We start from the raw sequence: 23,102 nt of genomic DNA on the forward strand, positions 1-23,102 counted from the left end.
GCTCACGCCTTGGGGCGATGCTCCTCGAAGCGCGGCATGATCTCTACGAAATTGCAGGGACGATGGCGGTTGTCGAGCTGGAGCTTGAGGATGCCGTTCCAGGCGTCCTTGCAGGCTCCCGTCGACCCCGGCAGGCAGAAGATCAGCGTTCCATGCGCGATGCCGCCGCAGGCGCGCGACTGGATGGTCGAGGTGCCGACGGACTGAAAAGATAGCTGATGGAAGAGGATCGCGAAGCCTTCGATCTCCTTCTCGAACAGCGGCTTCACGGCTTCGGGCGTCACATCGCGGCCGGTGAAGCCGGTGCCGCCCGTGGTGAGGATCACGTCGATCCCGGGGGCCGCGATCCAGGCCGAGACCTGCGCGCGAATGGCTTCCGCGTCGTCCCGCACGAGCGCGCGGGCGACCACCGTATGACCTGATGCGGCGGCCAGCTCGGCGAGCGTGTTGCCGGACCTGTCCTCGGCGGCGGAGCGCGTGTCGGACATGGTGAGGATGGCGATGCGCACAGGAATGAATGGGCGCGTTTCGTCGATGCGGCTCGTCAAGGGACTGTCCTCAGGCGTTGGATTGGGGGCGTCTCGCCGTGCCCGTCTCTCCATCGAGAGCGGCTCTCACCGCGAGCAGATCGCGCCAGGCGTGGCGCTTGGCTGCTGGCGTGCGCAGGAGGTAGGCGGGGTGCAGCGTCGCCATGGTCTTGATGGCGCGCGGGCCGCTTTGGATCTCACGCCATTTGCCGCGAATGCGCATGATGCCTTCTGCCACGTCGAGCACCTGTTTGGCCGCGGCACCGCCGAGCAGCAGCACGATGTCCGGTTCCACCAGCTCCATCTGCCTTTCGAGGAACGGACGGCACACCTGGCTCTCCTGCGGTGTCGGCGTGCGGTTGCCGGGCGGACGCCAGTAGACGACGTTGGTGATGTGGACGTCCTCCTCCTTGAGGGAGATGGCCGCCAGCATCTTGTCGAGGAGCTGACCGGCGCGTCCTACGAATGGCTTTCCTTCCAGATCCTCCTCGCGGCCGGGCGCCTCGCCCACGATCATGAGGCGCGCGCGGGGCGCGCCCCTGTAGAAACACAGGTTCTTGGCGGTGGCCTTGAGGCCGCAGCCGTCGAAGGCGCGCAGCGCGCTTTCCAGCTCATCGAGCGTTGCCGCCTTGCGCGCGGCCGCGCGGGCGGCGGTCTCGGCGGCGTCGGGCGGGGTTGCGGAGAAGCCGGGTCTCGGCTCGAAGCCCGGCGCGGGAGCCCGCGAGGCCGGTGGCGGGGTTTGCGGAGCCGGACGTAGCTGCGGACGCGCCATGCCGTCTTCGCGGGCGCGGGGGGGCGCATTGGCGGCCGGGGGTGCAGCCCTGCCGGTTTCTCCCCGTGTGATTTCCGGCCACTGGAAGGTGTGGCCTGGTGCCGCGTCTCCACGCGACAGCCAGTCGACGGGTTCGTCCGCCACGGAGGCGTCCGCTCCCATCTCCCGGTACCAATCGAGAAGCGCCACGAGCGCGCGGGTGTCGGTTTCGGTTTGCATTGAAGCGCACTTTACCGGCGCGGCGATCCAAATGCACGCTCCGGGCGTTGTGTCGGGACTGTTTACAATGCTTGACGCATTCTTCAATTGGGACCAAATCGACACGACAGCAGCGGTGATGGGATAAGAAAACGATGGCGCGCGATGGTGCTGACCTCCCTGAGCGGGAGGCCATGGAGTTCGATGTTGTGATTGTCGGAGCGGGGCCGTCCGGTCTTGCAGCCGCGATCCGCATCAAGCAACTCGCGAGCGAGCGGGGAGAGGATATCTCCGTCGTCGTCATCGAGAAGGGCAGCGAGGTCGGCGCGCACATCCTGTCGGGCGCGGTGATCGATCCCATCGGCCTCAACCGTCTGATCCCGGATTGGCGCGAGCGTGGCGCGCCGCTTTCCACGCAAGTGGAGGAGGATCATTTTCTGGTGCTCGGACCGGCGGGTGATATCCGTCTGCCGAACATCCTGATGCCGCCGCTCATGAGCAACCATGGCAACTACATCGGCAGCCTCGGCCTGCTGGTGCGGTGGCTTGGCGAGCAGGCTGCGGAGCTGGGTGTCGAAATCTATCCGGGCTTCGCTGCGGCCGAGGTGCTCTACGACGAGACCGGTGTGGTGCAGGGTGTGGCGACAGGCGACATGGGCGTCGGCCGCGATGGGGAGCCCAAGGACAGCTTCACGCGCGGCATGGAGCTTCGCGGCAAGTATACGCTCTTCGCCGAGGGTGCACGCGGGTCGCTCACCAAGACGCTGATCAAGAAGTTCGATCTCGCGCGCGACAGCCAGCCGCAAAAGTACGGTATCGGACTCAAGGAGCTGTGGGAGGTCGCGCCGGAGAAGCATCGCCCCGGTCTCGTTCAGCACAGCTTCGGCTGGCCGCTCGACCGCAAGACGGGCGGCGGATCGTTCCTCTATCACTACGGCAAGAACCTCGTGTCCGTGGGCTTCGTCGTCCACCTCAACTACGAGAACCCCTATCTTTCGCCCTACGACGAGTTCCAGCGCTTCAAGACGCACCCCAAGATCCGCTCGGTGTTCGAGGGCGGGCGGCGCATCGCCTACGGGGCGCGCGCGTTGACCGAAGGCGGCTGGCAATCGATCCCGAAGCTCGTGTTCCCGGGTGGCATGCTGATCGGTTGCGCGGCCGGTTTCATGAACGTGCCGCGCATCAAGGGCAGCCACAACGCGATCCTCTCCGGCATCCACGCGGCGGAAGCCACGGTGGCGGCGCTCGCTGAGGGCCGTACGCACGATACGATCGTGGGTTACGAGGAAGCGGTGCGCAGCGGCGACATCGCGCGCGATCTCAAGCGCGTGCGCAACGTCAAGCCGTTCTGGTCTCGGCTGGGCTTCGCCGGCATCGCGTTCGGCGGGCTCGACATGTGGCTCAGGACGCTGCTCGGCGGCTGGTCGCCCTTCGGCACGCTGAGGCACGGGAAGGCCGATTATGCGACACTCGTTCGTGCCAAGAGGGCCGAGCCGATCGTCTATCCGAAGCCGGATGGCGTGCTGACCTTCGACAAGCTGACCAACGTGTCCTTCTCGGCCACGAATCACGAGGAGGATCAGCCGGTCCACCTCAAGCTCACCGACCCCTCCATTCCGATCGAGGTCAACCTTCCGGACTATGCGGAGCCCGCCCAGCGGTATTGCCCGGCGGGGGTCTACGAGGTGGTGCGGAGCGACGTGGGCGAGCCGATCTTCCAGATCAACGCACAAAACTGCGTTCACTGCAAAACGTGCGACATCAAGGATCCCAGCCAAAATATTACCTGGGTTTGCCCCGAAGGTGGCGGCGGACCGAATTACGCCGAGATGTAGGGCTCTTCTCGGTCCCGCACGGGTGGATTCCGGTTAATTACCGTTTGGATCACCGTTTAAGCAGAGTCGCCAACCGCCCGTAAGGTTTGCTACTCTCTTCCGAAATCGTGCTGGGTTTCCCAGAGAGGATCACAGAATGAGCGCTCGCCGTGGCCGGTTAACCGTCCTCGTTCCTCTTTTGGCCTTGGGTCTCGCCGGAGCTCCCGGGCTCTCGCGAGGCGAGACGGTCGAGGCGACCGAGACGTTCGAGGGCACGCACTCGCTGGTGGGCAGCTATCTGGCCGGGCGCATCGCCAAGTCGCAGAACGACGCGGCGGAAGCGGCGGAGTTCTACCGGAACGCTCTCATCCACGACCCCGAGAACGAGCTTCTGCTTGAGCAGGCGTTCCAGATCGAAGCTACCCGTGGAGACTGGCCGCGCGCCTTCAAGCTGGCCGAGGATCTGGTCGGCGTGCAGAAGCAGCATCGCATGGCGCAACTCGCGCTCGCGCTGCGGGACTTCAAGGCGGGCGCCTGGCGGAAGTCGGAAGAGCATTTCAAGTCCGCTGGCTCGGGCCCCATCGGCGAGCTGACGAGCGCGATGGCCGTCGCCTGGGTCGAGCTTGCACAGAACGACATATCGGGCGCGCTGGCGCGTCTCGACCTGCCCAAGCAGGCGGAGTGGGCGCAGTTCTTCCTTCGCTATCATCGTGCGCTGATCGCGGACATTGCGGGGCGGCGCGCCGAGGCGCGGGCTTCTTACGAGAAGGTCTACGGGCAGGATGCGCGCACGCTGCGCATAGCGCTGGCCTTTGCACGCCATGAGGCCTACACGGGCGATCGCAAGCGTGCGCTCTCCATCATCAACGAACACATCGAGAAGTCTCAGGGTGACGGCCATCCGTTGCTGCGGAGTCTGCGCGCCGCCGTGCAGTCGGGCAAGAAGATCGATCCCATTGTCACGACGCCGTCGGACGGCATGGCGGAGGTGTTCTACGGTCTCGGCGAAGCCTTGATCGGTGAGGGCGCCGTGGGTGTCGGCGTGCTCTACATGCAGATGGCTCTGTTCGTGGAGCCCGACCATCAGTTCGCGCTGGCCGCGCTCGCGAGTGCCTATGAAGGCAACAAGCAATACGCGGACGCCATCAACACCTACAACCGCATTCCGAAGACCAGCCCGCTGGCGACGGCGGTTGAGATCCGCAAGGCGTTCAACCTCAACTCGCTCGACCGGGTGGACGAGGCGCGTGCCACGCTTTCGGCGCTGCTCGACGAGACGTCGAAGACGCAGGCGACTGAGACCAAGACCGAAGCTGCTGCGCCTGCCGAGCCTGCGAAGCCGGAGCTTGCCTCTCTTGCTGACGACGAAGTGCTCCGCCGTGGCGATCGCGGAGACAGCGTGCAGAAGCTTCAAGAGGCGCTGCAGGCACTCGGCTACGACATCGGCACGGCGGACGGCAAGTTCGGCGACGGGACGCGCCGGGCCGTGATGGCCTTCCAGAAGAAGAACGATCTCAAGGCGGACGGCGTGGTGGGACCCGAGACGTTCCGCGCGATCCTCAGCGGTGGCGCGGCTGCCTCCGGTACCAAGACGGCGAAGGCTGATCCCGCGCTGGACGAACCTCTGCCGCTCACCGTCTCTGACAGGCTCGAGATCCTGGATGCGCTCGGCAACATCCTGCGTGCGCGCAAGATGTATGCGGAGGCCATTCCCTACTACGATCAGGCGCTGGCGCTGGTGCCGAAGCCAGAGCGGCGCCATTGGGTCTATTTCTATGCGCGCGGCACGAGCTACGAGCGCCTCAAGAACTGGTCTGCGGCCGAAGCAGATCTCGAGAAGGCGCTGTCGCTCTATCCGGACCAGCCGCTGATCCTCAACTATCTCGGCTATTCGTGGATCGACCAGGGGCGCAAGCTCAAAGAAGGCATGGCGCACATCGAGAAGGCCGTCGCACTGAAGCCGGATGACGGCTACATCGTCGACAGCCTCGGCTGGGCGCACTACATGCAGGGCAATTTCGCCGATGCCGTGCGTTACCTAGAGCGGGCTGTGGAGCTGAAGCCGGACGATCCGGTGCTCAACGACCATCTCGGCGATGCGCTGTGGCGCGTGGGCCGCGAGCGCGAGGCGCGCTACCAGTGGGATCAGGCGCTTTCGCTCAAGCCCGAGCCCGAGGACGAGGCGAAGATCAAGAAGAAGCTGGAAAGCGGGCTGACGGGTGTCGATGCGCCCGCAGCGATCAGCGGCTCCGGCAAGCAGGCTGCGAAATCGGGTGAGAACGAGCAGAAGTAACGCTCGTTACTCTGCCGGTCTTTCCTCCTGCTCTCATGCCGGCGCGGCGCGGATGCTTGCTCGATGACGTCTTTCCGCGAATTCGCGCCGGCAAAAATCAATCTGACGCTCGAAGTGGCGGGCCGTCGCGATGACGGCTTCCACGAGATCCGGAGCCTGGTCGCGTTCGCGCGCGCGGGCGACGTGGTTACGCTCGAACCGGGCGCGGCGCGAGCGCTCACGGTGAGCGGTCCTTTCGCGGACAAGCTTTCAGGTCCGAACATACTTTCGCGTGCGCTGGAGTTGCTCGCCTCGACGGAGGCCGGACTCCCGACCGGCTCTGTCCATCTCGAGAAAAATCTGCCGGTGGCGGCGGGCATCGGCGGCGGTTCGGCCGATGCGGGAGCGCTGCTGAGGGTGCTACGGCGCGCGAGCGGTGAGGCCGGGAATGCTGTCGACTGGCATCGTTTCGCGCTCACACTCGGAGCCGACGTTCCGGTATGCCTCGAAAGCCGGGCGCTGTGGATGACGGGCGTCGGCGAGCAACTGGCGGACATTCCGGACGGTCTTCCGGTTCTTCACACCGTGCTGGTCAATCCGCTGGCCGATGTGCCGGCTGACAAGACGGCGCGTGTGTTTCGCGCTCTCGCCGCTCCGCGTCTCGCGGCTCACTATGGCGCGCCGCCTGCGCCGCGTTTTGCGGATCGCGACGGGTTGCTCGCGTTCATGCGGGTGTGCGGAAACGATCTCGCGCCAGCCGCGGAAGCCGTGGTGCCGGAGATCGGAGCCGTGCTCGCCGCACTCACGTCGTTGCCGCAGATCGAGTATGCGGCCCTCTCGGGGGCTGGCCCGACTTGCTTCGGCGTGTTTCCGAGCGCCGAAGCCGCGGCCGCCGCAGAAGCCGCGCTCGCAGCGGCTTGGCCCACGTGGTGGGTTGCGGCCTCGGACATCGGTTGAAGCTTTTTCCGGTCAGTGCGCGCGGGCGATGCAGAAGTCGATGACGTCCTGCATGGCGCTCTTCTCGGTGCTGTCCGGGAAGATGGCGAGCGCGTCGCGGGCGATGCTGCCGTAGGAACGCGCGCGCTCCAGCGTGGCGTCGATGGCGTTGTGCTTTTTCATGAGCTGGATGGCGTGCTCGAGATCGCCGTTCTGAATGTCACCCGAGACGATGGTGCGATTCCAGAACTCGCGATCCTTGTCGTTACCGCGCCGGAAGGAGAGGATCACAGGCAGCGTGATCTTGCCTTCGCGGAAATCGTCGCCCACGGATTTGCCGAGGCGCGCGCTGTCGCCCGAGTAGTCGAGTGCGTCGTCCACGAGCTGGAACGCGAGGCCCAGGTTGCGGCCGTAGGAGCGGAGCGCGGCCTGCTCGTCCGCCGGGCGGTTGGTGATGGCGCCGCCGACCTCGGCAGCCGCAGCAAAGAGGGCCGCAGTCTTGGCGTCGATAATCGAGAGGTAGGCGTCCTCGGTGGTCGCGGTGTTCTTGGCGGCGGCGAGCTGCATCACCTCGCCTTCCGCGATGGTGGCGGCAGCGTTGGAGAGAATGCGCAGGACCGGCAGCGAGCCTACGTCCACGAGCATGCGGAACGCCTGTCCGAGCAGGAAGTCGCCGACGAGCACGGTGGCCTGGTTGCCCCAGATGAGGCGGGCCGTCTTGCGGCCGCGGCGGGTGTCGCTCTCGTCCACCACGTCGTCGTGCAGAAGCGTCGCGGTGTGCATGAACTCGATGGCGGCTGCGGTGCGCACATGCCCGTCTCCGCGATAGGCGCAGAGCTTGGAGGCGGCGATGGCGAGCATCGGGCGGAGGCGCTTGCCGCCGGAATTCACCAGATGGTGTGTCAGCTTCGGAATGAGCTCGACGTGGGAGACGGCTTTGTCGAGGATGATCCGATTGATCGCGTTCATGTCCTCGTTGACGAGCTCGAGCAACGGCGCGAGGCTTTGCGACGGTTCACGGGCTTCATTGAGGGGGACGACAACTCCCACGGGCGAATTCCTTAGTTTGTTGCGAACGTTTCTTGCAGTCTGGATCAGAAGCTCAGGTCGAACGGCTGAACAAGGCGCGCGGCAGACCGGTGGAATCTCCCCGCGCCGGCCCTTATACCCCACACATCGTCCGGGCACCTTAGCCAGAGTCAGGCGGGGACGCACCGGAAAAACGAGGTGCAGCGAGGCTCGTGCATGTCCGTCAGCGATGACGCATTCCTGGGGGGACGGCTCAATATTCTCCAGCCGTTGAAAGGCTATAGGGCCGGTCTCGATGCGGTGATGCTGGCCGCTGCCGTGCGGGGGCGGGGCGGGGCGCCGTTCCGGGTTCTCGACGTGGGGGCCGGGGTCGGAACCGCCGGACTTTCGGTCGCATGGCGGTGTCCGGAGGCGACCGTCGTTCTGCTCGAGCGGGAGCCCGATCTGGTGGCGCTCGCCCGGGAGAATATCGCGAGGAACGGCCTCGGAGAGCGGGTCTCCGTGGTAGAAGCGGACATTCGGCGCGTGGCGAGTGCAGATCTCGCGGCACTCGGGGCTGACGAAGGTCAGTTTGATCAGGTCATCGCCAATCCGCCCTACCACACCGAAGGAGCGGGCACCTCTGCGCGCAACGCGCTCAAGGCGGCGGCGCACGCCATGCCGGAAGCTGGTCTCGAGGACTGGTGCCGGTTTCTCGCCCGCATGGCGCGTCCGGGGGGAGATGCTCTCATCGTCCACAAGACGGAGGCGCTGCCGGATCTGCTAGAGGCACTGAAGGGGCGGTTCGGGGCGCTTTCGGCGCTGCCGCTCCATTCCCACGAGGGGGAGGCGGCCAGCCGCATCCTGCTCAGGGGATGCAAGGGATCGAAGGCGCCGTTCCGGCTCGAGCCGGGGCTTGTGCTCCACGAGGCCAACGAGCGTTTCACCCGGGGCGCGGAAGGCGTGCTCCGGCTTGGCCAGGCGCTTTCGGTAGCCTATGGGAAAGACTGGGAGGCGGCGGAGAACCGGTGATGGCCGCCGCTTCATCAATAACGAAGCTCAGCGAAAGGACGTGATCGAATGGGGCTGTTCAACCGCGGCGTCGTGGTTCCTGTCCTGAGGTTTTCCGGGGCTATCGGCATGGCCGCGCCGCTACGGCCGGGGCTCAGCCTCGCCGCGCTCGCCGGGCCGATCGAGAAGGCGTTCTCGATGTCGCGTGCCAAATCGGTGGCGGTGATCATCAACTCGCCCGGCGGCAGCCCGGTGCAGTCGAGCCTGTTGTTCCGGCGCCTGCGTCAGCTCGCGGACGAGAAAGGCAAGAAGATCTATGTCTTCTGTGAGGATGTGGCGGCGTCGGGCGGCTACTATCTGGCGGTGGCGGGCGATGAGATCTATGCGGACGCCTCGTCGATCGTCGGTTCCATCGGCGTGATCTCGGCGAGCTTCGGCCTCGACCGCGCGATCGAGAAGCTCGGCATCTCGCGGCGAGTCTACACCGCGGGCACGAGCAAGGGCGCGCTCGATCCGTTCCAGCCCGAGAAGGAGGACGACATCGAGCGGCTCAAGGCCATCCAGCGCACCGTGCACGACGTGTTCATCGGCGTCGTCAAGGACCGGCGCGTGGGGCGGCTCAAGGGTCCGGATTCGGAGCTGTTCTCGGGTGCGTTCTGGTCGGCGCCGGAAGCGCTGGAGCTGGGTCTCATCGACGGCATCTCGGACGTGCGCACGAAGATGCGTGAGGTGCACGGCGAGAACGTGCGGCTGCGCGTGGTGCCCGTGGAGCGGGGATGGCTGTCGTCGCGCCTGCGTAAACTGCCGTCGGTGCTGGGAGGCGGGTCGGATCTTCCTCAAGGTCTTGCTTTCGCTGACGATCTGGTGTCCGCTGTGGAACTGAGAGCCCTGTGGTCGCGCTTCGGTCTTTGAGCCGCGCGGAGGGCCTTTTACGAACCTCCCGCGTGGAGAAGGTGGTGTCATGCCCCAAGTGTTCGCTCTGATGCTCGCCGGAGCTGGCCTCTATGCCGGCTACAAATGGGTGTCGCGCCTGCTGGCGGAGGCCGAGGAGGGTGCGCGCAAGCGAGAGGCCGATCTGCGGGAGGCCGTTGCCCGGCGCGGCCGCGACGCTCCGAAGGATCTCGGCACGCTGGAGCGTGATCCGCAGACGGGCGTTTACCGGCCGCGCACCAAATCGTCCTGAACTTCCACCGTCACCCGAAGCGCGCCAGCTCCTCGGCAAGGTTCTCGAACAGCTCCCGGGTGCCGCCTCGCGCTAGGGCAGGTTGTCAGCGCCGTCCGGCGGAACGGTTGTCCGCTCCGGGGGACTTATCCGCGCGGCGTGACATGGGGGCGCGAATGCGTATAGTGCGCCCCTCGCATCCCCCCCTTCAGAACCACTCGGGCGAACGCGCGTCATGTCGAAATCGTCACCACGGGCCGCCGAAGCCAAGAGCGCCGCTGCGCCGGCTCTCCGGCCCAAGGAAAGCTTCCAGGATCTGATCCTCACGCTCCAGCAGTTCTGGGGCGCCCAGGGTTGCGTGGTGCTTCAGCCCTACGACATGGAGGTGGGCGCGGGCACGTTCCACCCGGCCACCACGCTGCGCTCGCTCGGCCCGCGTCCGTGGAGCGCCTGCTACGTGCAGCCCTCGCGCCGCCCGAAGGATGGGCGCTACGGCGAGAACCCGAACCGGCTGCAGCACTACTATCAGTTCCAGGTGATCATGAAGCCGTCGCCTGAGAACATACTCGACCTCTACCTCGCCAGCCTCGATGCCATCGGCATCGATACGCGCGTCAACGACATCCGCTTCGTCGAGGACGACTGGGAGAGCCCGACGCTGGGCGCCTGGGGGCTCGGCTGGGAGGTGTGGTGCAACGGCATGGAGGTGACGCAGTTCACCTACTTCCAGCAGGTGGGCGGCTTCGACTGCAATCCCGTCGCGGGCGAGATTACCTACGGTCTCGAACGTCTGGCGATGTACGTCCAGGGTGTGGACCGGGTGTTCGATCTCAATTTCAACGGGCGCACCGACGAGCGGAAGCTCACCTACGGCGACGTTTTTCTGCAGGCGGAGCAAGAGTATTCGCGCTTCAACTTCGAGCACGCGGATACGGCGCTTCTGCTCCAGCATTTCCGCGATGCCGAAAAGGAATGCAAGGCGCTGCTCGATAAGGGCGCAAACGAGGAAAAGCACCTGATGGCCTTGCCGGCCTATGACCAGTGCATAAAAGCCTCACACGTCTTCAATCTTCTCGATGCACGGGGCGTCATATCGGTTACGGAGCGCCAGGGGTATATCCTGCGCGTCCGCGAGCTCGCCAAGGCGTGCTGCGCTGCGTGGCTCGAGACTGAAGGAGGCCGTTCGTGACCGAGACCCATATTGGTTTGCTTGTTATCGCCATCCCCGCGCTTCTGATCGGCGGCATCCTGCTCGGCCGGTATCGCCCGGTGCTCTGGATGTACATCGCGGCGCTGATCGTCGGGCTCGGCTATCTCACCACGACCGGCACGGTGGAAGACGTCGGCAAGCAGGCGATCCAGTACATTCCGCGCTCGCAGCCGACACCGGCAGCGACGCCGACGCCTGCGGCTGCTCCTGAGCCTGCTGCGGCACCCGCCGCCGCGCCGGAGCCTGCTCCTGCTCCTGCACCGGCTCCCGAGCCTGAGCCGGCGCCGGCCCCCGAGGCGGCTCCTGCTCCGGAAGCAGCTCCTGCGGCACCGGAGGCTCAACCTTCGGCCGCTCCCGAGGCTCAGCCCGAGGCTGCACCGGAAGCAACGCCTGAAGCCGCTCCCGCGCCTGAGGCTGCTCCGGCTCCCGAGTCCGCTCCGGCGCCGTAAGGCCGCCCGGATCGACCGACTGTCGCGATTTCTGACCGAGGGCATGCCTGCCGCGTGCCCTCGGTTCTCTCTGTTTGGCGGGTGGCTTTTCCTTTCGAGTTGCCCGCTCCCGAGCGTCCCCGTATGTCTGTGACGACGACGCGCGGGCGTCCCGCATTCGAATATCTTCCACGAGGCACTTGCCGATGGCCGAACTGTTGCTCGAGCTTTTTTCCGAGGAGATCCCTTCGCGCATGCAGGCGCGGGCGGCGGACGATCTCAAGCGGCTGGTGACGGACGGCTTGCGCGCGGCGGGCCTTGCGGTCGGTGACGCGCACAGCTTCGCGACGCCGCGCCGTCTCGCGCTCGCCATTGAGGACGTGCCCGCGCATTCGCCTGCCATCTCGGAGGAGAAGAAGGGGCCGCGCGTGGGCGCGCCGGAGCAGGCGGTGCAGGGCTTCCTGAAGTCGGCGGGGCTCGCCTCGCTGGGCGATGCGGAGATCGTGAAGGACGAGAAGAAGGGCGACTACTACGTCGCGCGGATCGAGAAGCCGGGCCGTCCGGCGGCGGCGATCACGGCGGAGGTCGTGTCGTCGGTGCTCGCGAAGTTTCCGTGGCCGAAGTCCATGCGCTGGGGCTCCGGCACGTTCCAGTGGATCCGGCCGCTCAAGTCGATCATCTGCATGATCGACGGAACCATCGTGCCGCTCGAGATCGCGGGGCTCACGGCGTCGAATGCGACGCGCGGCCATCGCTTCCACGGCAACGAGCTGTTCGAGGTTACGGGCTTCGAGGACTATGCGGAGAAGCTCGCGGGCCATGCGGTGATGCTGAACGCTGCCGAGCGCGCGGAGGAGATCCGCGAGCAGGCGGAAGGGCTCGCGGCGAAAGGGAAGCTCGAGCTGATCGCGGACGAGGCGCTGCTGGCCGAGAACGCGGGTCTCACCGAATGGCCCGTCGTGCTGATGGGCGAGTTCGAGAAGAGCTTTCTCGAGGTGCCGGCCGAGTGCCTGATAACCTCGATGAAGACGCATCAGAAGTGTTTCTCGGTGCGCGATCCCAAGACGGGCAAGCTCGCGAACCGGTTCATTCTCGTCTCGAACCTCACCGCAACGGATGGCGGCACGCAGATCGTCTCGGGCAACGAGAAGGTGATCCGCGCGCGCCTTTCGGACGCGAAGTTCTTCTGGGAGCAGGATCTCAAGCGTCCGCTCGACGAGATGGCGATCTCGCTCGAAGGCATCACGTTCCATGAGAAGCTCGGCACGCAGAAGGAGCGCGTGGAGCGCATCAAGGAGCTGGCGTTCCAGATCGCGGGCGCGGTGGATGCCGATCCGCAGGATGCGCGGCGGGCAGCCGAGCTGTGCAAGGCGGATCTTGTCTCCGGCATGGTGGGCGAGTTCCCGGAGCTGCAGGGCCTGATGGGGCGCTACTATGCGGAGCACGCGGGCGCGAAACCTGAGATCGCGCGCGCCATCGAGCTGCACTACAAGCCCAAAGGTCCGACGGACGTCGTGCCCAAGGAGGAGGAGGGCGACGCGGTTGCGATCGCCGTCGCGCTCGCCGACAAGCTCGACACGCTGGTCGGCTTCTGGGCCATCGACGAGAAGCCGACGGGTTCGGGTGATCCCTATCAGCTTCGCCGCGCGGCGCTCGGCGTGATCCGCATCGTGATCGAGAATGATCTACGGGTGCCGCTGATCCACGCTTTCGAGCAGGCCATTGGCCACTACAAGCTCGGGGCAGCCGGCAAGGTTACGTGGGCGGGGCAGTCCGTTCGCTCGACCTCTGTCGATCTCCTGTCCTTCTTTGCCGACCGGCTCAAGGTCTATCTCAAGGACAAGGGTGCGCGGCACGATCTCATCGACGCGGTGTTCTCGCTCGGAGGGCAGGATGATCTCGCGCTGATCGTGCGCCGCGTGGAAGCACTCGGCGAGTTCCTGAAGACCGATGACGGCGCGAACCTGCTGGCGGGCGTGAAGCGTGCGTCCAACATCCTCTCCATCGAGGAGAAGAAGGACAAGGCGAGCTATACGGGCGGCTACGATCTCAAGCTGCTCAAGGAGAAGGAAGAGCTCGCTCTGGCCGCGGCGATCGAGAGCGTGAAGCAGGATACGGTGGCGGCGATCAACGTCGAGAACTTCAAGGGCGCGATGAATGCGCTCGCGGAGTTGCGCGCGCCCGTGGACCACTTCTTCGACAAGGTTACGGTTAACGACGCCGACCCCACGCTGCGCGCCAACCGCCTCAAGCTGCTCTCTGAGATCCGCGCTGCAACTCTGACGGTTGCGGACTTCTCGAAGATCGCGGGTTAACTGCGCGAGCCAGTGCGGCGAGGCATCTAGGTAATCGCACGTACGTGCCAAATGGCCGATTCACGGTATCTTTCCGCGCATCGTCGAAGGTGCTTTTGCAGGAGGGGCCGAAGATGGAGACGAGCTATCCGCCCACTGCGTTCAGTATCGCGAAGGACGGAAAACATCACGATGCGACCTTCGTCGTGGAAGACGACGTGGTGACTGTTTTCTATTGGGCGACCGAGGGCGTTACGCGGCGCACCGCGCGCGCGGAAAGCTCGGCGGAGCCAGAGGCGATTGCGCGCATGCTGCTCGATCAGATGATCTGACCGGCGCGGTCTTTTTTCTAAGCTTCCATACGACAAGTTGCCGGCGGCCTTGAGGGGACCGCCGGCTGCTCATGATCCGTGTCGGGTCTCGAGCCGCCTTGGGGTTGGCCCGCTTACTCCACGGTCACGATCTGCTGAACCGGCCCGCGGCCACTTGTGGCGGGCTTGTCGGCCGAATCGAAGGTTGTGTCGTTGTTGCCTTCCTCGTGCAGCATCACGATGAGCTTGCTGCCGGCCTTCGCCTTGCGTTCGAGCGTGATCGCAACGCTGGTGTTCTCACCCGCCTTCACGGGAGCGTGGCCGATGACTGTGCCGGGGATCGTGCCCGTGAAGTCCGTGGCGTGCACGACGAGGTAGCCATCCTTTTCCGCCGTGACCGCGCCGACCGTCACAGCGCTTTCCGATGCCTTGAGGCCGTCGGGTGAAATCATGCTCGCAGCGTGCGCGGTGAGTGCGCCAAGCGTCAGCGCCGCCGCAAGTGCCGCTCCATGCCTGATCATGATTTTCTCCTCCATGTTTGTTGCGGAGACGGCGCCACGCGCTCGCGGCGCCTCGATGTGCGCCGCACGCCTCCTGTGCTGGAAAAACGCGGAGGATGGAGATGGGTTCCCTGCGGGTCCTCAGGCGCTCGCAGACTGTTCAGCGTCCTCATAGGCGCTGGTTGCCATCAGCCAGGCTTCCTCTGCCTCCGCGAGACGCTTCGCCGTCTGGCCACGCTCGAGCGAGATGCGGCTCGCCTTGGCGGCATCGGCGTAAAGATCGGGAGAGGCGAGCGCCTCGTCGAGCTTCGCCAGCTCCGCCGTCAAACGCTCGACGGATTTCTCCGCGGCCTGCATGGCTTTCTTGAGCGGCGCCAGCTCGGCCCGCCGGTCGGCAGCAGCTTTGCGTTGATCGGCGCGGCTGGCGCGGGTGTCGAGCGAGGCCGTATCGGCCGCTCCCTTCCGGTCGCCACGGGGCGCGCGGGCTTGCAGCAACTCGGCACGGTACGAGTCCATGTCGCCGTCGTAGGATTTCACCGTGCCGTTCGCGACCAGCCAGAGGCGATCGGCGGTGGCTTCCACCAGATGGCGATCGTGGCTGATGAGGATGACGGCGCCTTCGAACTCGGAGATGGCGTGGATCAGCGCCTCGCGGCTGTCGACGTCGAGGTGGTTGGTCGGCTCGTCGAGGATGAGCAGGTGCGGAGCGTGAAAAGCGGTGAGCGCGAGCAGCAGGCGCGCCTTCTCGCCGCCCGAGAGGTTGCCGCATTTCGTATCGGCCTTGTCGGCGCCGAAGCCCCAGGTGCCGAGGCGCGTTCGCCGCTGGGCCTCCGTCGCCTCCGGCATCAGCTTCACGACGTAGTCGAAGGGCGTCGAGAGCGGGTTCAATTCGTCGAGCTGGTGCTGGGCGAAGTAGCCGACCGAAACGCGGTTCGTGCCGAACACGTTGCCCGAGAGTGGTGCCAGCTTGCCCGCCACGAGCTTGGCGAAGGTGGATTTGCCGTTGCCGTTGGCACCGAGCAACGCGATGCGATCGTCCTGGTCGATGCGCAGGTCGAGCCCGGCCAGAATGGGATGAGCTGGATCATAGCCGGCGGTCGCCTTCTCGATGCGAATGAGCGGGCTCGCGAGCGGCTTCTCGGGGCTCGGCAGCGCGAACGGCGCCACGCGGTCCTCCACCTGTGATGCGATGGGCTGCATCTTGGCGAGGGCCTTCACGCGGCTCTGGGCCTGCTTGGCCTTGGTGGCCTTGGCCTTGAAGCGGTCGATGAACGCCTGGATGCGGCGGCGCTCGTCGTCCTGCTTCTTCTTGAGCTTCAGCACGAGGCTCTGCTTGGCGCGGCGCGTCTCCTCGAAATCATCGTAGCCGCCGGTGTAGAGCGTAAGCTTGCCGCGATCGAGATGAAGGATGGCGCCTGCCGCGCGATTGAGAAGATCGCGGTCGTGGCTCACGATCAGAACGGTGTGCGGATAGCTCTTGAGATAGCTTTCGAGCCAGAGCGTGCCTTCGAGATCGAGGTAGTTGGTCGGCTCGTCGAGCAGCAGGATGTCGGGCTCGAGGAACAGCACGGAGCCGAGCGCGACGCGCATGCGCCATCCGCCCGAGAAGGCGCGGCAGGGGCGCCGCTGGGCTTCCTCGTCGAAGCCGAGGCCCGCGAGGATGCTCGCGGCGCGGGCCGGGGCGGCATGGGCGCGCATGTCGGCGAGGCGGATCTGGATCTCGGCGATGCGGTGCGGGTCGGTCGCCGTTTCGGCTTCGGCAAGCAGGCTCGCGCGCTCGATGTCGGTCGAGAGCACCCAATCGACGAGGCTTTCATCACCGCCGGGCGCCTCCTGCGCGATGCGGCCGATGCGGGCGCCGCGCGGAATGGTGACGGTGCCCTGATCGGCGTGGAGATCGCCTGCGATCAGCTTCAGAAGCGTGGATTTGCCCGCGCCGTTGCGTCCGACGAGGCCGACCTTGTGGCCCTCGGGAATGGCGGCGGTCGCCTCCTCCAGGATCGGCTTGCCTTCGATGCGGTAGGTGAGGTCGTTGATGTGCAGCATGGTGTGCGAGCGAATAGCCGCTCGCGGCGGAATTGTCACGGGTTGCTGCGGACGTGGTGTCGCGAGTGGCGCGCTCCCCGTGTGTCACCCTGGCTGGCTCATATCGCGATGCCGAACCATTTCAGGAGCCGGAGCATGACCAGATAGCTGGCCGTGGTCGCCGCCACCGAGACGGCAAGGCTCGGCGCGAACGCGAAGCCTTTGCGCAGCAGCAGGGGGAGGACGATGAGCATGACGAGGGACGGTAAGACGAGCCAGAAGATGCCGGTCGCAAAGGCCGCCAGCCGTTGCGGGTCGCGAGTGTCGGCATAGAGCCAGATCATCGCCAGGATCGACGTCAGGGGCAGCGAGGCGATCAGCGCCCCAAGCACGACACTGCGCTTGGCGGCTTCCGAAGCCGTGACCACCAGCACGCTCGTCAGCAGAACCTTGATGAGTTGGTCGAGCATCGGGAGTGCCTTAGCCCGAGACCACCGGTTTCAGCGTCTCGAAAAGCAGGCGCTCCTGGGTGCTGGGGTCCTGGATGGAGAGATGCGCGGTGAACCAGTCCTTCAGCATGTTGCAGACGCGCTCGCGGGGCGCTTTCGCAAGCTCGCGCGGGTTGGCGAAGAGCTGCATGTCGGCCTGGGTCCAGCCGAGGCGGCCGAGCTCTCCGGCGAGAACGTCATAATCAGTCTTCACAGGCGCAGCGTGGTCGCTCGGCTGCTTACGGCCCTCGGCGATGGCGGCGACGACCGCAACCATCTGCGCCTCGATCTCGGAGTTCTTGGCCGGGTCGTCGATGCGCTCGACGATTGCCGTGCTCGTCTCGCCCTTCGAGATGAAGTCGTAGCAGCCGTCTCCGCTCTCGGCCGAAAGCTGCTTCAGGTTGGCGAGAAACGCGGACGCCACCTCCTTGTGGCGCGTGGTACTGGCGGCGAGCGCGAATTTCGCGTTCTCACGCCGGAGCTGGACGAACTCCGTGACCAGATAGCGCGTGATCTCGGCCTGGTCCTTGTGCTCGGAGGAGAGGCGCGCGACCTCGGCGACGCGGGTCTGATACCAGTCCGGGAACTCCTGCTTGATGGAGACCCACGTGGTGCGGCCCTGCAGCTTACGGTCCACGTCGTCGGGCGAGAGCATCGCAGGTGTTACGGGGGCCGCCTCGGCAGCGCCCGACGCGGGTGGGGCCGCCGCGGGCTCGGCCACAGCGGTTGGCGGCGGCGAGGGCGGAATGGCGTTCGCGGTCTTCACCTCGCCGGTGGCGCTGCCGCCGCTCTGGCTTTGGATGAAGGCGAGGATCTGGTCCTTGTACTGGCTGCTGAGCCAAGCCCCGGCTCCGGTCATGGCAAGCAGGCCGGTTGCCACCAGAGCGAGCCTGCGCCCGCGTCCGCGAGCCGGCTGCTTGGGCATCTCGGACGGCTTGCGGCTGTCGGTGGTGGTGCGTGGCATAACCGCGGGCGACGGGTACGCGCCATCGGGGCGCGGGCCGGTGCCGGCAGCGGGGCGGCCGGTGACGGGGTTGCCGGCTGCCGCTCCCGGAGCAGCGCCTGTCGTCAGGGGGTTGGCGCGCGCGGGCTCGCCGGGGGTTCGCCAGCTCTCTGCCCCTGCGGCGGGCTGCGAGGAGGACGGTGTCGTTGCAGAGAGGGGCGCGCGCTGCTGAGCGGTGGCGGCGGTTTGCGGAGCGGACGCGGCTTGCGGCTGAGACGGGGCCGTAGAAGCGCTGGCAGCGGGTGCAGCGGACGGCGAAACGGCGGCCGGGGCGGCGGGTGACGCGGGGGCTGCCTGGGTTGCGGGAGCCGGATCTGCAATGGACGGGAACACGGAGACGGCAGTTCGCCAGTCGGTGAAACCCTGGCGCCAGACGAGGTCGTTCGCCTTCAAATGAGCAAGCTCGACGAGCTTCTTAAGCTCGACGTCCGATACCGGCCCGTGCTGCTTGCCGTCCCGGGCAATAAACCACTGAATGTCCGTCTCTGATCCGCTCATGCCTGCTCATACCATGAAGAGGGAAAACTGGTCCAAGCCCCCCGTCCCTCACTTTAGAACCGCCTGACGCCGGCAAGCTCCGCCCCGAAAGTCACCCCGCCCATGAGCATCCGTTGGTGTCCGCTACACTCCACAAGATGCCGCTGCATCTCATGTTGTTTCAAACGTTCGTCATGGACACCAGGGATAGTCTATGCAATCTCCGCACATCAACGTCTGATCAGACATTGAATCCGGGCTTTTACAGGGCATTTTTGCCCGGCTGGCACCCGAGACTTGCTGCCTGCGTTAAGGCGCCGCCTTTCTTGGGGGAAGACGCCGGTCCTATAAGCCGCCCCAATGTCATAAAATTCAAGATGCAACACAGAACTCGAGAGATTTACGATGGCCATTGAGCGCACCTTCTCCATCATCAAGCCCGACGCGACGAAGCGTAATCTGACCGGCGCCGTGAACGCCGTGATCGAAAAGTCGGGGCTGCGCATCGTCGCTCAGAAGCGCGTGAAGCTCAGCACTGCCCAGGCGCAGGAATTCTATGCCGAGCACAAGGAGCGTCCCTTCTTCGGCGAACTCGTCACGTTCATGACCTCGGAGCCGATCGTGCTTCAGGTGCTCGAAGGCGAGAACGCCATCGCCAAGTATCGCGAAGTTATGGGCGCGACCGATCCGGCGCAGGCTGCAGAGGGCACCATCCGCAAGCTGTTCGCGCTCTCGAAGGGCGAGAACTCGGTGCACGGCTCGGACAGCGCGGCATCGGCTCAGCGCGAGATCGGCCTCTTCTTCAAGGCTGACGAGATCGTCGGCTAAAACGGCCGGACCGATCTGAAACGAAAACGGGCCTCGTTCGAGGCCCGTTTTTTATTGCGTGGTCCAAACAGCGGCCGTGTTTTTCGGAGACGTGTCTGGATCCCGGCCTGTGGCCGCGGTTGTGGGACGCGTCGCCTTACGTTCCGTCACCCCGACGAAGGCGGGGAGATACGCCTGCAAGAGATGAGCTGGCTGTTATTCGCTTTCTCAGCTCAGCTCAGCTCGCGAACGCGGAACAGCAATCCGCCGCGCGGCGTGAGCGTCACCGTCGCGTTGATGCCCGGCGGCTCGAGGCCGACATACTCGGGACGGAAGCGGCGCAGCAGGATCGAAAGCGCCAGCGTGTTCTCGACCTGGCTCATGGCGCCGCCGATGCACGAGCGCTTGCCCGCGCCGAACGGAATGTAGCTGTACTTCACCTGCTTCTGGGTCTTGTCCATCCAGCGCTCGGGGATGAACGCCTCGGGGTCCTTCCAGAACTTCGGATTGTGGTGCGCGCCGTAGCCGAACAGCACGATGCGGTCGCCGGGCTTGATCTCCTTGCCTGCGATCACGTCCGGCTGGGTGGCGACGCGGATGAGGCTCCAAACCGGCGGATAGATGCGCATGGTCTCCTGGATGACCGAGCGCGTGTACTGGAGCGCGGAGTAGTCGGCGGCCGTGGGCTCGCGATCGCCGCAGACGGCCTCGCCCTCGCGGCGGATGCGCTCGGCGGCCTCGGGATGCTTCGAGGTGAGGTACATCGCCCAGGCGAGCGTCAGCGCGGTCGTCTCCGTGCCGGCCCACAGATACTGCTTGATCTCGTCGATAGCCTGCTGCCTGTCGAACTCGGGAATGCTCGGGTCGGCAACGGCCGCCTCGATCATCTTGAGCAGGGTCTTCTCGCGCTCCTCGCGCGGGTCGGCCGCGAAGACGGCAGGCGGAACGCTCCACCACGCCTCGACGGCCTTCGCCGTATCCTCCTCGCCGACCTCGAACAGGGCGTCGGACTGACGCTTCAGGCGGATGTCCTTGTGGTTGGACACGTCGGTGTAGGTCTTCACGCACTTGAAGACGAAGTGCGGATTGAAGGGCATGTCGCGGTCGAACAGCGCCTTGCAGATCATGTCGGCGGCCAGCGTCCACGTCTGCTCGACCATCTCGAAGGTCTCGCCGGTCTTGGCGAGGCGGCCCCACTGGGCCATCTTCGATTTGATGGCATCGATGAAGTAGGGGATGTAGTCGGCGAACGCGTCGGGGTGGAATGCGGGCTGCTGGGGCATACGGATCTTCTGCCAGAGCGCGCCGTCGTGGGTGATCATCGACTTGCCGAAGATCGGCTTCAGACCGTCGAAATACTTGATGTAGTTGTCGACCTTGGTCACCAGCACGTGCTTGAAGTACTCGGGCTCGGTGACGAGCACGACGCGCTGGTTGGCCATGTTCACGGGAATGACGGGACCATAGCGCTCAGCCATCTGCATCAGGAGGCGCATCGGATTCTCCGGGTCCTTGAGGAGCGGAGAAAGATTGAACCAGATGCTGCTCTCGTCGCCGAGGCCGAAGCCCGACTGCTGCTCAGTGCTTTGTGCGGTCATGCGAAGTTGTCTCCGGGTGATCCGGTGGGGCCTTGCCGGTCCCGATCAGTTACATGTGCTTTTCACGCGAATGCACCGACGGACCATATCATCCGGTTCGAGGTTGCCTTCGCTCGTCTTCGGGTCTTCTTAACGCCTAACCCATTGATCGATGTGCCGGTCTGGGAATGCGGACCCTTGCTTTCCCAATTACTCTAGCACACGAAACCCAACTGCTTGGTGTTCCGGGGGTTACTGTTGGAGAGGTTCGAGTTTGGGAGTCTAGTGCCCCGGATTTCGACCTGTCCATGCGGCAGCGTTGCTCGGCGACGATTGTGGCGAAACGATTGACGCAGGGCAGGGTTTCAGTATCTGCCGTTCAGAGAGATGGCGAGCCCAGGACCAGCTCTTGGTTAATCCCAGTGTTAACAACATCTTGCCAGTATACCCGCTCATCTTTGAGTTGGGTTTGACCGCGCGCAACAAGCTCAAGGGCGCGGGGGTAGAGCCGGTGCTCCGCCGCGAGAACGCGGGCCGCCAGCGAATCGGGCGTATCCGAGGAAAGAACCGGAACGGCGGCCTGGCCGATGATGGGACCGTCGTCCATCTCCGCGCGTACAAAATGCACGGTGCAACCGGATATCTTGACGCCGGCTGCCAGTGCCTGCTCGTGCGTTTGCAGCCCCTTGAAGGACGGCAACAGCGAGGGATGGATGTTGATCATGCGGTCGCGCCAGCGCTCGACGAACGGCGCTGTCATGAGGCGCATGAAGCCCGCGAGCGCGACGATCTCGATGTGCGACATCTCGAGGACGCTCTGGAGCTGCCCTTCGAAATGCTCTCGGCTTTCGTAGCGCTTGTGGTCGAGGCCGAGTGTGGGGATGCCTTGCGCCTTTGCCCAGGCGAGACCCGCGGCGTCGGGGCGGTTCGAGATGACGAGCGAGATCTCGGCCGGATAGTCGGCGGCACGCGCGGCTTCGACCAGCGCCTGCATGTTGGAGCCCCGGCCGGAAATCAGCACTGCAACGCGCTTTTTGGCTGTCATGCGATCATCCGAACTTGAGCGTGCCTTCATAGGTGACGGCCCAGGCGTCGCCCTTGCCCTTGGCCGAGCTCTTCTCGCCGCGGGGCGGCGTGATCTCGCCGATCACGACCGGGCGCTCGCCGGCCGCCGCGAGGCTTGCCAGCACGGCGTCCGCTCCGCTCTTGGCGACCACGGCGATCATGCCGATGCCGCAGTTGAAGGTGCGCAGCATCTCGTCGTCGGGAAGGCGGCCGGCGCGGGCGAGCCACTGGAAGACGGCAGGCGTCTGCCAGCTCGTGAGGTCCACGGTCGCGGCCACTGTCGGCGGCAGCACGCGCGGCAGGTTTTCGGACAAGCCGCCGCCGGTGATGTGAGCGAGCGCCTTGATGGGGCCGTCGAGCGCGCCGCCGCTCGCCTCGATCGCGGCGAGCACGGGCTTGACGTAAATGCGCGTGGGCTCAAGCAGGGCATCGGCGAGCGATTTCTCGCGCGCGAAGGGGGCCGGATCGTCCCAGCCGAGCTTCTCCTCGGCGGCAAGGCGGCGGACGAGTGAATAGCCGTTGGAGTGGACGCCGGACGAGGGCAGGCCGATGACGATGTCGCCCACGGCCACGTCGGGACGCGGCAGGATCTCGCCGCGCTCCACGGCTCCAACGGCAAAGCCTGCGAGATCGTAGTCGGCGCCCTTGTAGTGGCCCGGCATTTCCGCGGTCTCGCCGCCGATCAGGGCGCATCCCGCCTGGCGGCAGCCCTCTCCGATGCCGGACACCACGGCGGTGGCGGTCACCACATCAAGTTTTCCGACGGCGAAATAATCCAAGAAGAACAGGGGCTCGGCACCTTGCACGACGAGGTCGTTCACGCACATGGCGACGAGGTCGATGCCGATGGTTGCGTGACGGCCGGTGTCGATGGCGATGCGCAGCTTGGTGCCGACGCCATCGTTCGCGGCGACGAGCACGGGATCGCGGAAGCCCGCGCCCTTGAGGTCGAACAGGCCGCCGAAACCGCCGAGATCCGCATCCGCCCCGGTGCGGCGGGTCGATTTCGCAATGCCTTTGATCGCCTCGACGAGCGCGTTTCCGGCGTCTATGTCTACCCCGGACTCACGGTAGGTGATGCTCTTGCCTGGCGAACCGTCCGCTGGTTGGCTCATGAGTCCTCGGAGCTCGCTCGGGTCGGGGTCGGTGTTGCCGAAAAGCCGGTTTCCGTTTCGGATCAAGCCCGGGACCGGTTATCCGCCAGCACTCTAAACCCT

Annotated in this window: 21 protein-coding genes; 11 read left to right on the plus strand and 10 right to left on the minus strand. The window is 65.6% G+C overall.

Annotated features, from left to right (window positions below; translation table 11 throughout):
* Positions 1-2: 2 nt before the first annotated feature.
* Positions 3-548 carry a molybdenum cofactor biosynthesis protein B gene (gene moaB, locus F812_RS0103170; protein WP_020084510.1) on the minus strand — a complete coding sequence of 182 codons (546 nt, stop codon included), beginning with the start codon at positions 546-548 and terminating at the stop codon, positions 3-5.
* Between the two features lie 10 nt (positions 549-558).
* Positions 559-1,518, minus strand: a complete 960-nt coding sequence (locus F812_RS0103175; protein ID WP_020084511.1) for a uracil-DNA glycosylase — start codon at positions 1,516-1,518, stop codon at positions 559-561.
* 134 nt (positions 1,519-1,652) lie between these two features.
* On the opposite strand from F812_RS0103175, the gene F812_RS0103180 reads away from it, so the two are divergent.
* The 3 genes from F812_RS0103180 to F812_RS0103190 all read left to right on the plus strand — a co-directional run bounded on the left by F812_RS0103180 (position 1,653) and on the right by F812_RS0103190 (position 6,540).
* Complete coding sequence (locus F812_RS0103180) at positions 1,653-3,332, plus strand: electron transfer flavoprotein-ubiquinone oxidoreductase (protein WP_026867808.1); 1,680 nt, start codon at positions 1,653-1,655, stop codon at positions 3,330-3,332.
* Positions 3,333-3,468: 136 nt separating this feature from the next.
* Positions 3,469-5,604, plus strand: coding sequence for a tetratricopeptide repeat protein (locus F812_RS26925; RefSeq protein WP_020084513.1), 2,136 nt, complete (start codon positions 3,469-3,471; stop codon positions 5,602-5,604).
* 63 nt (positions 5,605-5,667) lie between these two features.
* Entirely contained in the window at positions 5,668-6,540 is an 873-nt protein-coding gene (locus tag F812_RS0103190; RefSeq protein WP_020084514.1) for a 4-(cytidine 5'-diphospho)-2-C-methyl-D-erythritol kinase, read from the plus strand.
* A 12-nt stretch (positions 6,541-6,552) separates the two neighbouring features.
* Here F812_RS0103190 and F812_RS0103195 read toward each other — a convergent pair whose 3' ends face one another.
* The gene (locus F812_RS0103195) at positions 6,553-7,569 is read right to left on the minus strand and encodes a polyprenyl synthetase family protein (RefSeq protein WP_026867809.1); all 1,017 of its coding nucleotides are present in this window, start codon (positions 7,567-7,569) and stop codon (positions 6,553-6,555) included.
* A 195-nt stretch (positions 7,570-7,764) separates the two neighbouring features.
* Here F812_RS0103195 and F812_RS22355 point away from each other — a divergent pair, with 195 nt between their 5' ends.
* The 7 genes from F812_RS22355 (at position 7,765) to F812_RS0103230 (ending at position 13,964) form a co-directional block, all read left to right on the plus strand.
* Entirely contained in the window at positions 7,765-8,559 is a 795-nt protein-coding gene (locus F812_RS22355; RefSeq protein ID WP_020084516.1) for a tRNA1(Val) (adenine(37)-N6)-methyltransferase, read from the plus strand.
* A gap of 48 nt (positions 8,560-8,607) precedes the next feature.
* Positions 8,608-9,450: a S49 family peptidase gene (locus F812_RS0103205; protein WP_020084517.1), complete on the plus strand. Its 843-nt coding sequence runs from the start codon at positions 8,608-8,610 to the stop codon at positions 9,448-9,450.
* Positions 9,451-9,499: 49 nt separating this feature from the next.
* Positions 9,500-9,721, plus strand: coding sequence for a hypothetical protein (locus F812_RS0103210; protein WP_020084518.1), 222 nt, complete (start codon positions 9,500-9,502; stop codon positions 9,719-9,721).
* 214 nt (positions 9,722-9,935) lie between these two features.
* Positions 9,936-10,889, plus strand: coding sequence for a glycine--tRNA ligase subunit alpha (locus F812_RS0103215; RefSeq protein WP_020084519.1), 954 nt, complete (start codon positions 9,936-9,938; stop codon positions 10,887-10,889).
* The gene (locus F812_RS0103220) at positions 10,886-11,359 is read left to right on the plus strand and encodes a hypothetical protein (RefSeq protein ID WP_026867810.1); all 474 of its coding nucleotides are present in this window, start codon (positions 10,886-10,888) and stop codon (positions 11,357-11,359) included. Before F812_RS0103215 ends, F812_RS0103220 begins: the two co-directional genes overlap by 4 nt.
* 185 nt (positions 11,360-11,544) lie before the next feature.
* Positions 11,545-13,653 carry a glycine--tRNA ligase subunit beta gene (gene glyS / locus F812_RS0103225; RefSeq protein WP_020084520.1) on the plus strand — a complete coding sequence of 703 codons (2,109 nt, stop codon included), beginning with the start codon at positions 11,545-11,547 and terminating at the stop codon, positions 13,651-13,653.
* Between the two features lie 113 nt (positions 13,654-13,766).
* A complete protein-coding gene (locus F812_RS0103230) occupies positions 13,767-13,964 on the plus strand; it encodes a hypothetical protein (RefSeq protein ID WP_026867811.1) in 198 nt (65 codons plus the stop codon).
* A gap of 113 nt (positions 13,965-14,077) precedes the next feature.
* Here the strand turns inward: F812_RS0103230 and F812_RS22360 are convergent, their stop codons facing one another.
* The 4 genes from F812_RS22360 to F812_RS22365 form a co-directional block, all read right to left on the minus strand.
* On the minus strand, positions 14,078-14,464 hold the full coding sequence (locus F812_RS22360; RefSeq protein ID WP_156827195.1) for a DUF7282 domain-containing protein: 387 nt from the start codon (positions 14,462-14,464) through the stop codon (positions 14,078-14,080).
* A 120-nt stretch (positions 14,465-14,584) separates the two neighbouring features.
* Positions 14,585-16,489 (minus strand): ABC-F family ATP-binding cassette domain-containing protein, encoded by a 1,905-nt coding sequence (locus tag F812_RS0103240; RefSeq protein ID WP_020084523.1) that lies wholly within the window; start codon positions 16,487-16,489, stop codon positions 14,585-14,587.
* Positions 16,490-16,587: 98 nt separating this feature from the next.
* Complete coding sequence (locus tag F812_RS0103245) at positions 16,588-16,938, minus strand: DUF3147 family protein (protein ID WP_020084524.1); 351 nt, start codon at positions 16,936-16,938, stop codon at positions 16,588-16,590.
* A 10-nt stretch (positions 16,939-16,948) separates the two neighbouring features.
* A complete protein-coding gene (locus F812_RS22365) occupies positions 16,949-18,457 on the minus strand; it encodes a DUF4339 domain-containing protein (RefSeq protein ID WP_040497754.1) in 1,509 nt (502 codons plus the stop codon).
* A gap of 384 nt (positions 18,458-18,841) precedes the next feature.
* On the opposite strand from F812_RS22365, the gene ndk reads away from it, so the two are divergent.
* Positions 18,842-19,264, plus strand: a complete 423-nt coding sequence (gene ndk, locus F812_RS0103260; protein ID WP_020084526.1) for a nucleoside-diphosphate kinase — start codon at positions 18,842-18,844, stop codon at positions 19,262-19,264.
* Positions 19,265-19,476: 212 nt separating this feature from the next.
* Here the strand turns inward: ndk and F812_RS0103265 are convergent, their stop codons facing one another.
* The 3 genes from F812_RS0103265 to purM all read right to left on the minus strand — a co-directional run bounded on the left by F812_RS0103265 (position 19,477) and on the right by purM (position 23,000).
* On the minus strand, positions 19,477-20,841 hold the full coding sequence (locus tag F812_RS0103265; protein ID WP_020084527.1) for a cytochrome P450: 1,365 nt from the start codon (positions 20,839-20,841) through the stop codon (positions 19,477-19,479).
* Between the two features lie 358 nt (positions 20,842-21,199).
* Entirely contained in the window at positions 21,200-21,865 is a 666-nt protein-coding gene (gene purN / locus F812_RS0103270; protein ID WP_020084528.1) for a phosphoribosylglycinamide formyltransferase, read from the minus strand.
* A 4-nt stretch (positions 21,866-21,869) separates the two neighbouring features.
* Positions 21,870-23,000 carry a phosphoribosylformylglycinamidine cyclo-ligase gene (gene purM, locus F812_RS0103275; RefSeq protein WP_020084529.1) on the minus strand — a complete coding sequence of 377 codons (1,131 nt, stop codon included), beginning with the start codon at positions 22,998-23,000 and terminating at the stop codon, positions 21,870-21,872.
* Between the last annotated feature and the right edge of the window lie 102 nt (positions 23,001-23,102).

This window comes from Hyphomicrobium zavarzinii ATCC 27496, from assembly GCF_000383415.1.
Taxonomy (GTDB): domain Bacteria; phylum Pseudomonadota; class Alphaproteobacteria; order Rhizobiales; family Hyphomicrobiaceae; genus Hyphomicrobium_C; species Hyphomicrobium_C zavarzinii.

Excerpts from the sequence above, each read along its gene's own strand:
- F812_RS0103175 (WP_020084511.1), bottom strand. The coding sequence starts at position 1,518 with ATGCAAACCGAAACCGACACCCGCGCGCTCGTGGCGCTTCTCGATTGG.
- F812_RS0103180 (WP_026867808.1), top strand. The coding sequence starts at position 1,653 with ATGGCGCGCGATGGTGCTGACCTCCCTGAGCGGGAGGCCATGGAGTTC.
- F812_RS26925 (WP_020084513.1), top strand. The coding sequence starts at position 3,469 with ATGAGCGCTCGCCGTGGCCGGTTAACCGTCCTCGTTCCTCTTTTGGCC.
- F812_RS0103190 (WP_020084514.1), top strand. The coding sequence starts at position 5,668 with ATGACGTCTTTCCGCGAATTCGCGCCGGCAAAAATCAATCTGACGCTC.
- F812_RS22355 (WP_020084516.1), top strand. The coding sequence starts at position 7,765 with ATGTCCGTCAGCGATGACGCATTCCTGGGGGGACGGCTCAATATTCTC.
- F812_RS0103205 (WP_020084517.1), top strand. The coding sequence starts at position 8,608 with ATGGGGCTGTTCAACCGCGGCGTCGTGGTTCCTGTCCTGAGGTTTTCC.
- F812_RS0103210 (WP_020084518.1), top strand. The coding sequence starts at position 9,500 with ATGCCCCAAGTGTTCGCTCTGATGCTCGCCGGAGCTGGCCTCTATGCC.
- F812_RS0103215 (WP_020084519.1), top strand. The coding sequence starts at position 9,936 with ATGTCGAAATCGTCACCACGGGCCGCCGAAGCCAAGAGCGCCGCTGCG.
- glyS (WP_020084520.1), top strand. The coding sequence starts at position 11,545 with ATGGCCGAACTGTTGCTCGAGCTTTTTTCCGAGGAGATCCCTTCGCGC.
- F812_RS0103230 (WP_026867811.1), top strand. The coding sequence starts at position 13,767 with ATGGAGACGAGCTATCCGCCCACTGCGTTCAGTATCGCGAAGGACGGA.
- F812_RS22360 (WP_156827195.1), bottom strand. The coding sequence starts at position 14,464 with ATGATCAGGCATGGAGCGGCACTTGCGGCGGCGCTGACGCTTGGCGCA.
- F812_RS0103240 (WP_020084523.1), bottom strand. The coding sequence starts at position 16,489 with ATGCTGCACATCAACGACCTCACCTACCGCATCGAAGGCAAGCCGATC.
- F812_RS0103245 (WP_020084524.1), bottom strand. The coding sequence starts at position 16,938 with ATGCTCGACCAACTCATCAAGGTTCTGCTGACGAGCGTGCTGGTGGTC.
- F812_RS22365 (WP_040497754.1), bottom strand. The coding sequence starts at position 18,457 with ATGAGCGGATCAGAGACGGACATTCAGTGGTTTATTGCCCGGGACGGC.
- ndk (WP_020084526.1), top strand. The coding sequence starts at position 18,842 with ATGGCCATTGAGCGCACCTTCTCCATCATCAAGCCCGACGCGACGAAG.
- F812_RS0103265 (WP_020084527.1), bottom strand. The coding sequence starts at position 20,841 with ATGACCGCACAAAGCACTGAGCAGCAGTCGGGCTTCGGCCTCGGCGAC.
- purN (WP_020084528.1), bottom strand. The coding sequence starts at position 21,865 with ATGACAGCCAAAAAGCGCGTTGCAGTGCTGATTTCCGGCCGGGGCTCC.
- purM (WP_020084529.1), bottom strand. The coding sequence starts at position 23,000 with ATGAGCCAACCAGCGGACGGTTCGCCAGGCAAGAGCATCACCTACCGT.